Source organism: Microbacter margulisiae, from assembly GCF_014192515.1.
Lineage (GTDB): Bacteria > Bacteroidota > Bacteroidia > Bacteroidales > Paludibacteraceae > Microbacter > Microbacter margulisiae.
This window is the reverse complement of record NZ_JACHYB010000002.1, coordinates 229,562-242,343: the sequence shown is the minus strand read 5'-3', so window position 1 is coordinate 242,343 and position 12,782 is coordinate 229,562. Positions and strand designations below refer to the sequence as shown.

The 12,782-nt window shown below is 40.1% G+C and carries 8 protein-coding genes; 7 read left to right on the top strand and 1 reads right to left on the bottom strand.

All coding sequences use genetic code 11. The annotated features are described in order from the left end of the window. Nucleotides 1-65: 65 nt before the first annotated feature. The 5 genes from FHX64_RS10235 (at nucleotide 66) to FHX64_RS10215 (ending at nucleotide 6,584) form a co-directional block, all read left to right on the top strand. The gene (locus tag FHX64_RS10235; RefSeq protein WP_183413761.1) at nucleotides 66-1,661 is read left to right on the top strand and encodes a glycosyl hydrolase family 28 protein; all 1,596 of its coding nucleotides are present in this window, start codon (nucleotides 66-68) and stop codon (nucleotides 1,659-1,661) included. Nucleotides 1,662-1,733: 72 nt separating this feature from the next. After that, on the top strand, nucleotides 1,734-3,374 hold the full coding sequence (locus tag FHX64_RS10230) for a glycoside hydrolase family 28 protein (protein ID WP_183413760.1): 1,641 nt from the start codon (nucleotides 1,734-1,736) through the stop codon (nucleotides 3,372-3,374). A 22-nt stretch (nucleotides 3,375-3,396) separates the two neighbouring features. Next, nucleotides 3,397-4,185: a rhamnogalacturonan acetylesterase gene (locus tag FHX64_RS10225; protein ID WP_183413759.1), complete on the top strand. Its 789-nt coding sequence runs from the start codon at nucleotides 3,397-3,399 to the stop codon at nucleotides 4,183-4,185. A gap of 36 nt (nucleotides 4,186-4,221) precedes the next feature. Then, nucleotides 4,222-5,871 carry a glycoside hydrolase family 43 protein gene (locus FHX64_RS10220; RefSeq protein ID WP_183414503.1) on the top strand — a complete coding sequence of 550 codons (1,650 nt, stop codon included), beginning with the start codon at nucleotides 4,222-4,224 and terminating at the stop codon, nucleotides 5,869-5,871. A 164-nt stretch (nucleotides 5,872-6,035) separates the two neighbouring features. After that, on the top strand, nucleotides 6,036-6,584 hold the full coding sequence (locus FHX64_RS10215; protein ID WP_183413758.1) for a 3'-5' exonuclease: 549 nt from the start codon (nucleotides 6,036-6,038) through the stop codon (nucleotides 6,582-6,584). 18 nt (nucleotides 6,585-6,602) lie between these two features. On the opposite strand, the gene FHX64_RS10210 is transcribed toward FHX64_RS10215, so the two are convergent. Further along, nucleotides 6,603-8,633, bottom strand: a complete 2,031-nt coding sequence (locus FHX64_RS10210) for a protein-disulfide reductase DsbD family protein (RefSeq protein ID WP_183414502.1) — start codon at nucleotides 8,631-8,633, stop codon at nucleotides 6,603-6,605. A gap of 315 nt (nucleotides 8,634-8,948) precedes the next feature. Here FHX64_RS10210 and FHX64_RS10205 point away from each other — a divergent pair, with 315 nt between their 5' ends. Both FHX64_RS10205 and rimO read left to right on the top strand, forming a co-directional pair. Continuing rightward, nucleotides 8,949-11,375 (top strand): DNA translocase FtsK, encoded by a 2,427-nt coding sequence (locus tag FHX64_RS10205; protein ID WP_183413757.1) that lies wholly within the window; start codon nucleotides 8,949-8,951, stop codon nucleotides 11,373-11,375. Nucleotides 11,376-11,424: 49 nt separating this feature from the next. Further along, nucleotides 11,425-12,732 (top strand): 30S ribosomal protein S12 methylthiotransferase RimO, encoded by a 1,308-nt coding sequence (rimO, locus tag FHX64_RS10200; protein WP_183413756.1) that lies wholly within the window; start codon nucleotides 11,425-11,427, stop codon nucleotides 12,730-12,732. The last annotated feature ends 50 nt before the right edge of the window (nucleotides 12,733-12,782 follow it).

Genomic DNA, 12,782 nt, shown 5'->3' with positions numbered 1-12,782 from the left:
CCCTTTTTTTAGTATTTAAAGCTTGTAAAAGTCAAGACGAATTCATTATATTATTCTTTCATCTTATGACTTCTTCGAAAAATAAACTACTTTTACTATGTGGTTGCTTGCTGTTTGAGATGTTCTCCTATCGGTTGAAAGCATCTGATATTCCATTGCCTACTATCCCGAGGACACAATTTTTAATTACCAATTATGGAGCCAGTATTACCAATGCGAATAATGCAGCTTACATCAATGCTGCAATTAATGCTGCTAATGCAGCAGGAGGTGGTACTGTGGTATTTCCCAAAGGAACATTCTTAAGTGGTCCGATAACAATGAAGAGTAATGTGAATTTATACTTGGCGGATCAGGATACTTTAGAAATTCTTCCTTATGGCAGTGGTAATGGTCTTTTGCCTAATACCTATCCTAATAACGGATCAATAGATCAATATAATCCCTTTATTTTTGGTCAGAATTTAAACAATATCGAAGTAAGTGGCAGTGGAGTAATCGAAGGAAATGGCAGTGCCTGGTGGACTGCCTATGCTTCGAATAGTTCTATGAAAAGGCCTTGTCTTATTCGATTTAAGGCATGCAATACGGTGCTAATCACAGGTATTACTTTGGAAAATTCCCCCGGCGTACATGTAACATTGGGTCAAAGTAGTTCCATGGGATCTAACGGTACTATTTCATATATTACAGTAAAGGCCCCCTCTACATCCCCAAATACTGATGCCATTGATACATGGTATTGGAATGGTATTTATATCCATCATTGCAATCTTTCAGAAGGAGATGATAATGTGGCTATGGATAGTTATAGTCAAAACGTTACCATAAAAGATTGTACCTTGGGCTATGGACATGGGATATCTGTAGGAAGCTATGCTACAGCAGTTCATAACATAACGGTTGATAGTTGTATTTTTACAAATACAACCAACGGACTTCGATTGAAATCACAACGGGATCGTGGTGGTAGTGGAGCTAATGCGGTGTACAATCTTTCATATTCAAATATAACAATGACTAATGTGAAATGGCCATTTTATATTACAAGCTATTATTATACTTCAAGCCCGTCTATCTCTGATCCGGCGCAAGCTATTACTAGCACCACCCCTACTTGGAGAGATATTTACTTTAAAAACATAACTGTAAATAACTCGACTTATGCCGGATTCATATGGGGATTGCCAGAGCAATATGTTGAGAATGTCGTTTTCGATAATGTGAAAATCAATGCCACTTCCAGAGGAATGCAAACCTGTTTTGTCGATACTTTGATTTTTAAAAATTGCTCATCTATTACAATTCCTTCTGGTAAAGGTAATGCTATCTACAATCCTTACGATACGATTAATTTTAGTGGTTTAAATCCAATTACAGGTGCTTCAACATCCTGTTCGTCTACAGGTATTAATGAAGTTATTGCTAACGGTTTGCATTGCTATCCAAATCCGGTGAAAGGGAATGTCATTAATTTGAGTGCCGACAATACTATTGTACAAGTTCAATTATATTCGTTATTAGGATTAAAACTGAAAGAAGAACATGTTAATGCTATGCAGTTTTCAATGGACATATCCTCTTTAAGTTCAGGATACTATATTCTTAATGTCTTTTTTGAGAACGGAACTGTTGCATCTCAGAAATTAATTAAAGAATAATGGGAACGTTCGATGAACAGTAGAACGGAATTTCCATGGAGCTTTTCTGATGATTAATATAAAGTTTATCGTATGAAAAAACAATTTTTTGCAGTATTATTTACTGCGTTTACTTTTGTGGCAACTGCTCAGACGGCACCTGCGCTGCCTGCAGATCTTTACGTGAATCTACCTTTTGTAATGCCACAGGTTACAAAACCGGTTTTCCCTGCCAATGTGGTTTCGATCACTACTTTTGGCGGGAAAGGAGATGGTAAATTTGATAATACTACTGCTTTTGCGGAAGCAATTAATGCTATAGTTGCAAAAGGTGGTGGTACAGTAGAAATTCCACAGGGGACATGGCTTACGGGGCCTATTGTGTTGAAAAGTAATGTTTGTTTGCATACAGAGAAAGGAACAACCGTCTTGTTTTCTGCTGATTTAAATCATTATCCTTTGATTTTTGGAAATTTTGAAGGTGTGAATACATATCGGTGCCAATCTCCAATATCTGCTTATCATGCTCATAATATTGCTATTACAGGTAGCGGAGTTTTTGATGGTTCCGGACAAGCTTGGCGCCCATTGAAAAAGAGTAAAGCACCTCTTTCTTTTTGGGAGCAACAGGTTGCTTCGGGCGGCGTAGTGGATAAATCAACAAAAACATGGTGGCCAAGTGAAGGTGCTTTAAAAGGAAGCCGTCTTTCTACGGATCAAAATGTTCCGGATGTTTCTGATATGAAGACCTGGAAGGCAATTAAAGATTACCTGCGTCCGGTTATGATTGAATTTGATTCGTGTCAAAACGTTTTTTTAGAGGGAATTACCATACAAAATTCTCCAGCTTGGACTATTCATCCTCTGATGTGCCAAAATGTACTATTGAATGGATTAACGGTGCGAAATCCTGAATATGGACAAAATACAGATGGTATCGATATTGAGTCGTCTAAGAATGTAGTATTGGTAAATAGTTCATTCAGCGTTGGTGACGATGGGATTTGTGTAAAATCAGGAAAAAACGAATCGGGGCGTAAGCGTGGAATGCCTACAGAGAATCTTTTGGTAGAAAATTGCATTGTGTATCATGCTCATGGTGGTTTTGTTATCGGAAGCGAGATGTCAGGAGGTGTTCTCAATGTAAAGGTGAGCCATTGTAATTTTATCGGAACCGATGCCGGACTACGCTTCAAAAGTACCCGTGGACGCGGAGGAGTGGTGAAAAATATCTACATATCCGATATCAACATGTCGGATATTAAAACCGACGCTATTCTTTTCAATATGTTTTATGGCGGTAAAACAAACGATAAAGTGGTGAAAGCGGATATTACTACGCCTGTTTTTCATAGCATCTTCATGAAAGATATTGTTTGCAATGGTGCGAAGAGAGCTTTGTTTCTCAATGGACTGCCTGAGATGTATTTGAGAGATATTACTTTAACAAATGCTCAATTGACGGCTGATGAAGGTGGCAGCATACGCGAGTCCAGTAATATTACGTTGACGAATGTTTCGATTACAACCTCTTCGAAACCCTCTTTGGAGTTAGAAAACACGCAGTTTGTCACATTTGATCATTTGCTATTCCCTGACGATAATCATCCTGTTGTTGCTTTAAAAGGATCTGATTGTCAATATGTTTTAATAAAAAATTCTCCCGAACTATCCTACTCGAATATAACATGGAGTGATCATGCGACTAAAGACGCGATAGAAGTAAGGCCATAAATGCAGATTAAAATAATTGAGAATGAAAAAAATCGCCAGTTATTTGATTTTTATTTGTTTTGCAGGGTTATTTATTGCCGCTACGCAAAAACCAGTACGTATTTTATTGGCCGGAGATTCTACTCTGGCTGATAAACCCATTCCTGATAATCCCGAAAGAGGATGGGGTATGGTACTTCCATCTTATTTTAATAGCAATGTAGTAATTCGGAATTATGCCCGCAACGGGCGCAGTACGCGTTCTTTTATTGATGAAGGCCGTTGGGCGAATCTGGTTGCCCATATTCAGAAAGGAGATTATGTGATTATCCAGTTTGGGCATAATGATGAGAAAATCAATACGCCCCGATATGCTTCACCTGCGACTTATGCTGCCAATTTGAGTCGATTTGTGATCGATGTCCGTGCCAAAGGGGGAATTCCGATATTATGTACTCCGGTAATGCGTCGCAGGTTTGATGCTCAAGGACACTTTGTAGATACCCACGGCGCTTATCCTGATTCAGCACGTGCTGTTGCCCGGCGTATGCATGTCCCTTTATTTGATCTATCCAAACAAACGGAAGATTTGTTGATTTCGTTAGGAGTAGAAAGTTCCAGGAAGTTGTTCTTGCATATCGCTCCGGGGCAATATAAATCATTGCCAAATGGACGTAATGATGATACTCATTCTTCTGAATTAGGAGCCATGCAAAATGCCCGCTTTGTAGTTGATGATATAAGATCTTGGCATCTTGAACCTTTGGTTAGAAATTTGCGTCCTGAAAATAAAATTATGGTGACTTATACCACCCCAACGTTACCTAAATAATTATTTGTTATGAGTCTAAAAAGCGATTATTCATTCATGCGAAATAAGTTGTTTTTTATTGTCTTAATTGGGCTATTCCCTTTTACTCTTTTGGCGGAGCAATCGACCGTGTCAAAAGTATGGGTGCCTGATTTGGGTAACGGATATTATAAAAATCCTATTATTTATGCAGATTATTCTGATCCTGACGTTTGTCGTGTCGGAGATGATTATTATCTGGTCTCTTCCAGTTTTGATGCTGTTCCAGGCTTACCTGTCTTACATTCAAAAGACTTGGTGAACTGGACTATCATTGGCCATGCCCTGCAACAACAGCCTCCATATGATCATTTTTCAAAAACGCAGCATGGTGGAGGAGTGTGGGCGCCTGCAATCCGGTATCATGATGGTATGTTCTATATTTATTATCCCGATCCTGATTATGGTATTTATATGGTAAAGGCTAAAAACCCTGCCGGCCCCTGGTCGACTCCGGCGCTTGTTCAGGGAGGAAAAGGTTTGGAAGATCCTTGCCCTTTATGGGATACTGATGGGAAAGTTTATCTTGTTCATGCGTATGCAGGCAGTAGAGCCGGCATTCGGGATATCTTGGTGATGAATCAAATGAACCAGAAGGGAACAAAATTTATAAATGAAGGAGTGATCGTTTACGATGGGCATGGTGTAGATGAGGATGTTGAAGGCCCGAAGCTGTATAAGCGCGATGGTTATTATTACATCCTGGCTCCGGCTGGCGGATTTGATCAGGGATGGGAAATAGCCCTTCGGTCAAAAAATATTTATGGCCCTTATGAACGCCATGTTGTAATGAATCAGGGTAAATCTGATATTGTATCTCCCCATCAGGGTGGTTGGGTTGAGACAAAAACAGGCCAGTCCTGGTTTTTACATTTTGCACAACCTACTACCTATGGACGTCTGGTGTATCTGGAACCTATGAAATGGGTAAACGGATGGCCTATTATTGGGAAAGATCAGGGAAATGGGATCGGAGAGCCTGTGGATCAGTATCAGATGCCAAATGTTGGCAAAAAATATCCGGTTGCAACACCTCAAACGTCCGATGATTTTAGTAGTGGAACACTTGGCTTGCAATGGCAATGGCAGGCAAATCCACAGGCTACATGGGTATTCCCATTCAAGAGCAAAGGAGTCCTTCGCCTTTATGGGCAACTTCTGCCGAAGGAATTTAAAAATTATTGGGATGTGCCTAATATACTCATGCAGAAATTTCCTGCTCCCGAATTTACCGCTACTACCAAAGTTACCTTTAACCCTTCCATGGAGGGAGATAGGGCCGGTTTGATTGTGATGGGAATGGATTATGCTGATTTGACGATTGAAAATGGAGCGAAAGGCTTGATCTTGACGCAAAATAGTTGCCTGAAAGCCGATAAAGGATCTGCTGAGATGGTTCATTCATCTCTTCCACTTACAACTTCAACCCTATGGTTAAGAGTACATGTGTCAGATTTCAGCCAAATAACATCTCAGGACAAAACGCTTAAAGTAACGTGCCGATTCAGCTATAGCCTTGACGGGAAGAATTTTTCCGCTTTCGGCAATCCATTTGTTGCAACAGAAGGGAAATGGATCGGTGCAAAAGTTGGCTTATTCTGTACCAGGCAACAATGGAGTCATGATGCAGGATATCTTGATGTACACAATTTTTTAATTGATAAATAATGAATGATTGGAAGAGTGAATGTAGAGTAGAGAAGCGTGTTTTGTGTTCATGGAAGTCGCTTTAAAGACTTGTTCTTTACGGCGGCTTTCTTTATTGCTTTGGAATTTCACGTGCACTCCGTATCTTTATCAACTGATTTGTTGTTTGAAAATTTTTCTTTTGCATGACATTTACGGCCATTGATTTTGAAACTGCTTATGCGAAATTTCCTTGTGAAATAGGAATTTGCGTAGTAGAAAACGATGAAATTCAATCTGCTAATTCATGGCTTATCAAACCTGCTTGTTTTCCCTATATGAATTACTGGTGTTATAAAACCCACGGTATCAGTTCCGATATGGTACAGGATGAACCTTCATTTGCAGATTTATGGAGCACTTTGCAGCCGCTTCTGGACGACACACTTCTGATCGCTCACAATGCTCCTTTTGACATGGGAGTTTTACGTGCTTCGCTACAATACTATGATTTGGCTATGCCTCACAGCGATTATGTCTGTAGTGTGTCTCTTTCCAGACGTGTTTGGAAAGGGCTTGAATCGTATAGCTTACATAATTTGTGTGCTCTTCATGATATTCATTTTCATCATCACCGGGCAGGTGCAGATGCAGAAGCATGTGCAAAATTAGTCCTGAAAATGGCAGAATCTTCCGGGTTATCCTCTGTGGAAGAATTAGTTGCCCATACAGGACTTCAACTTCAAAAAGTTTGATTGATTCCTACGTGATTGTCAGTGAGATCCCTTTCTTAAAGCGCCTTCCAAAAATGCAGCAAACCTGGCAGGATTTTCAGTAAACGAAAATGATCCGGTTAAAGGAATCCCTTTGGCATCCACAATAACATAAAAAGGTTGAGCATTTGCGCCGAATTTCGATCGTTGTAAATAACTCCATTTATCACCTATCGTTGATAAAAGAGATGTGTGTCCGTTTTCAGTAACTTCCATAGGTTGCTTCAGTGTGGTTTTATCGTCAACATAGAGCGAGGCAACAATGAATTGTTCGCTCATTAATTGTTTCACTTTGGGATCTGTCCAAACGGCAGCTTCCATTTTCCGGCAATTGACGCACCCATAGCCTGTAAAATCGATTAGCAAAGGTTTATGTTGTGTGGCAGCAGCTTCCAGTGCCTGATCATAATCGTTGTAAACGGTGTGTTGTGATTGTGGATTCAGATTAAAATCCTGTGTGTAGAGTGGTGGAGCAAAAGCACTGATGGCTTTTAAGGGTGCTCCCCATAAGCCTGGAATCATGTATAAAGCAAACGCAAAAGTGATGATGGATAGCAATAGGCGAACCACAGAAACATGTTTCAGGTCGCTGTCGTGTGCAAATTTAATTTTGCCAAGAAGATAAAATCCCAATAAAGCAAATATAACGATCCAGAGCACCAGAAAGACCTCCCTGTCAAGCAGTCTCCATCCATAAGCTAAGTCGGCTACGGAAAAAAATTTCAAAGACAACGCCAATTCCAGAAAGCCCAAAACTACTTTGACTGAATTTAGCCAGCCGCCAGATTTTGGCATTGATTTAAGCCACATTGGAAACATGGCAAAAAGCATAAATGGGACAGCCAGTGCCAATGCAAAACCAAACATACCAATGGCAGGCCCCAGATATGAACCATTGACAGCAACATCGACAAGAAGCGTCCCAATGATCGGTCCGGTGCAGGAGAACGAAACCAGCGCCAGAGTAAAAGCCATGAGTAAAATACTGACGAAGCCTGATGTAGACTCTGCTTTGTTGTCCAGCTTTGTTGTCCAGGATGCTGGCAGTGTCAGTTCAAATGCTCCCAGGAAAGAAGCTGCAAACAATACTAATAAGGCAAAGAAAAACAGGTTGAAGTATGCGTTGGTCGAAAGGCTATTCAATGCGCTTGCTCCAAAGATTAAAGTGATTAAAATGCCAAGAATCAGGTAAATGGCAATAATGGAGAAACCGTATAAACCAGCATCGCGTTTAGCTTTTGTTTTGTTATCCGAACGTTTTAGAAAAAAACTGACAGTCAAAGGTATAATAGGCCATACGCAAGGCGTAAAAAGTGCAATTAACCCACCTAGCAGGCCTTTCAAAAAGATCAACCAAAGAGGATCGTGCGTATCTTCATTATTTTTGGAATTACTAAATGCATCAAGTTGAGTGATGACTGGCGCCCATGTGCTTTGAGCTGATTCAGTTACTGCTGTGGTCTTTGATGTGTGTACGGAATCTGTTTTTACCGGTTGAATAGTTTGAACTATTGCCGGTGCCACTTCATGGATTGGTGTTGATATAGATTTTACTTTAGCTGGCTCTGTAATGGGAGAAGATTCTTTTCCAAAGGAAAAAGGAATTTTTGCAGGAGGCAAACAGTTCTCGTCATTACATCCCATGAACTCAACATATCCCGAAACAAAGAATTTCTGCGGATCGGTCACAATCACTTTTTGGTTAAAAACAGCTTGATGGACATACCATGTCAGTGTCATAGAAAATGATTGGTCATATTGTCTGATGATCGGTGATACAGACGTTACATCCCCTGACAAATGGGCGCCGGTTATTTTGTCAAAATGAAATGATGTTGCAACCGGTCCTCCGGAAGGTAAATTTTGCCCATAAACATGCCATCCATCGTCAATGGAAGCTTTGAATTGAAGATTAATGATGTTCCCTTCTTTCTTTTGTTGAGAAAAACTCCAGGTGATGGGTTGTAAAATTTGACCGATGGATAAAAAGCTAACACTGATGAATGCCAGCAAAAGACCTATTTTTTTCATATTCTGTGTCATAATCTAAAATTTCGTCCAAATCAGTATGAATCGTTGACCGAGACTTAAAGACAAAGTTAATCAAAATCTCATGATTGCTGCAAGCGCTGTGAAAATGTATTGCAAAAGGTGCAAGCTGGGTATTTTAAAAAGTAATTTATAATAATAATATATTGATTATTTGATGGATATATGAGAAGTAACATTGTTCTTGATTTTTGAACTTGACATTATGTTTTTTCATCTTCGGCTTTGAAAAAAGTAGAAATGTAACCCAAAAATAAAGCGAATTCATTACCTTTGCATATTCAAAAGGCAATGTATATGGCAAAAAAAGAACAGCAACCCATAAAAAAAACAAAAAAAGAGAAATCGTCTTCATCTGGTCAGCCCAAATGGATGCGCTTATTTAAGGATGAACGGACTCATTTTATTATTGGATTGCTACTTTTAATGGCTGTCAGCTACGTTGCTTTGGCATTTACTTCTTTTTTCTACACAGGAGCAGCCGATCAAAGTAAACTGCAAGGTACTTGGTTCCATCTTTCCAATGATGAACCCGGAATTCAGAATTGGACGGGTGCGGTCGGAGCTCATATTGCTGAAGTCCTAATCAACCAAGGGTTTGGCGTTGCCGCGTATGCTTGGCTTGTATTTCCTCTTATTTTGGGATTGCGTCTTATGTCCATTCGAACGATTCCATTGTGGAAATCCTTTTTATATCCCATGCTAATAATGATTTGGCTCTCCTTGTTTCTTGGAGCCACATTGTCAACGATCTATAAAGATTCGTTCTTGTTTTTGGGTGGGGAGAATGGTTATTATGCCGGAGAATGGATGCATGGTAAATTCGGCTGGACAGGTACTTTACTGGTACTTTTGGTGGCGGGTTTTGCTTTAAGTATTCTTTTATTTAAAGGATTGATTCCTTTCTTAAAAAGAATTTTCACACAGTCACCCCGTAAAACGGAGAAAGAACCAGTGGTTTTATCTCCGGCAAAGCAATCTTCTGGAAATACGCTTACAATGAACATTGACGATGAGGAAGAGTCGGAAGATGTCAGTTCCTTGTATACAACTAAGGATGAAGAACCAAGTTTTTCGACAGACTTTGAAATTACTGCACCTCAGCCCGAAGTATATGATCCGGGATTATCAATTGCCGAACAACAAAAAATAATGCATCTCAACGAATTGGGCAACAATGGAGATGAGGACGATTATGATGCCTCGATGTTGGGAGAATATGATCCAACTTTGGATTTGTCAAACTATCGTTTCCCTGTATTGGACCTGCTCAAAGAGTACAATAACGGGCAGGCATCCGTTGATATGGATGAACAGAACAACAACAAAAATAGAATTATCAACACACTACGGAATTATGGTATTGAAATAGATAGCATTAAAGCTACAGTCGGGCCGACAATTACATTGTATGAAATCGTTCCTAAACCAGGCGTGCGTATCTCGAAAATTAAAAATCTGGAAGATGATATAGCACTGAGTTTGGCTGCTTTGGGCATTCGGATTATCGCTCCGATCCCTGGAAAAGGTACCATTGGAATTGAAGTTCCGAACCGCGATCCACAGATTGTTTCCATGCGCTCGGTGATTAGCTCGAAGAAATTTCAGGATTCTAAATTCGATCTGCCTGTCGCCTTTGGAAGTACCATTACAAATGAAATCTTCATGCTCGATTTATGCAAAATGCCACACTTACTGGTGGCAGGAGCGACCGGACAAGGAAAATCGGTTGGGTTAAATGCCATTATCACCTCGCTGTTATACAAGAAGCATCCATCGACGCTCAAATTTGTATTGGTTGACCCTAAGAAGGTAGAGTTTAATATTTATTCTGATATAGAAAAGCATTATCTGGCAAAACTTCCGGATGGGGAAGAATCGATTATAACGGATGTCTCCAAGGTAGTGCAGACACTTCAGTCCCTGACCATCGAAATGGACAATCGCTATGACTTGCTCAAAAAAGCGCATGTAAGAAATATCAAGGAATATAATTCCAAGTTTATTTCGCGTCATTTGAATCCGGAAAAAGGACATCGATTCCTGCCTTACATCGTTGTGATCATTGATGAATTTGGAGACTTGATTATGCAAGCCGGGAAAGAAGTCGAGATGCCGATTGCCCGTATTGCCCAGTTGGCTCGAGCGGTTGGCATCCACATGGTAATTGCAACCCAGCGTCCTTCGACTAATATCATTACAGGCGTTATTAAAGCGAATTTCCCTGCGCGTGTAGCATTCCGGGTAATGGCTATGGTGGATTCACGAACCATTCTGGATACTCCCGGAGCGAACCAGTTAATTGGTCGGGGTGATATGTTATTCTCCCAGGGTGGCGATCTGATTCGTGTTCAATGTGCTTTCGTCGACACACCGGAAGTGGAAAAGATTGTAAAATACATCGCTCAACAAACTTCCTTCCCGACGGCTTATTATCTGCCTGAGTATGTCGGCGGTGACGGTGAAGGTAATGAATTTTCTGATATGGATATGAGTAAACGTGATCCCTTATTTGAAGAAGCAGCTCGTTTAATCATTTTAAATCAACAGGGGTCCACATCCCTTATTCAACGTAAATTTTCGATTGGTTATAACCGAGCAGGCCGCATTGTTGACCAATTGGAAGCTTTTGGAATTCTCGGGCCTCCCGATGGAAGCAAACCTCGCCAAGTACTTGTTACAGATGAATATGAGCTTGAAAAACGTTTGAAAAGCTTCCTGTAGCATATTCTTTAATGCTATTTTTATATAATTTTAATCAGACATTATTTCTATGACTATTGATAAATCCAACTTAGTGGATTTTATTACGTTGGGCTGTTCTAAAAATCTGGTTGATTCTGAACATCTTATGCGTCAGCTTGCAGTAAGTGGTTACCAAGTACATCACGATCCTGAAAAACCGGAAGGCCGGATTGTAATCATCAATACGTGCGGCTTTATCGGCGATGCACAAGAAGAATCCATCAATACGATTCTTCAATTTGCAGAACTACGGAAACAGAAAAAGATTGATAAACTTTTTGTGATGGGATGCCTTTCGCAGCGCTATCTAAAAGAACTGGAGGAGGAGATTCCCGAGGTAGATCATTATTATGGAAAGTTCAATTTCAATGAAATTCTGGGCGACTTAAGCAAAACCTATAACCCTAATTTTGCCCTTGAACGGTCGTTTACAACGCCGTCACACTATGCATATGTGAAGATTTCGGAAGGGTGTGACCGTACCTGTTCTTATTGTGCAATTCCTATTATAACGGGGAAACATAAATCCAGATCCCAGGAAGATATCATTCAGGAAGTACAATGGCTTGTTTCGCAGGGAGTCAAAGAAGTTCAACTCATTGCTCAGGATTTATCATATTATGGCTATGATATTAACGGTAAACCTTTATTGCCGGATCTGGTGAATCGAATTGCCGATATTCAGGATTTGAAATGGATCCGGTTGCATTATGCCTATCCTGCGAATTTTCCATATAAATTGTTGGATGTTATGCGGGAGCGGGATAATGTTTGCAAATATCTTGACCTGGCTTTGCAACATAGCAGCGATGATATGTTGAAACGAATGCGTCGAAACATCACATTGGACCAAACACGAACCCTATTGCAGGCTATTCGGGAAGGAGTTCCCGGTATTCACTTACGCACTACAATGCTTGTAGGACATCCGGGAGAAACTGATCTTGATTTTCAGGCATTAAAAGCCTTTGTTGCTGAACAGCGTTTTGAACGGTTAGGTGTTTTTGCCTATTCGCATGAAAACGGTACGTATGCCTACAACCATTATGTGGATGATGTGCCCAAAACGGTTAAGTCAGACCGTGTGTCCGAAATTATGGAATTGCAACGTACGATTTCGTCTGAACTGAATCAGCAAAAAGTCGGTAAAACATTTAAAGTTATCATTGACAAAACAGAAGGAGATTTTTATGTAGGGCGAACGGAATTTGATTCGCCGGAAGTGGATCCTGAGGTATTAATTGCCAAAACAAATAAACTGTCTATAGGCTCGTTTTATTCGGCAAAAATTATTAATTTTGACGATTATGATTTGTTCGGTGAAGTTGTGTTTTAACACATGGCAAAGATCGAACAATATATAGTCATAGCCATTCATCAATCTTT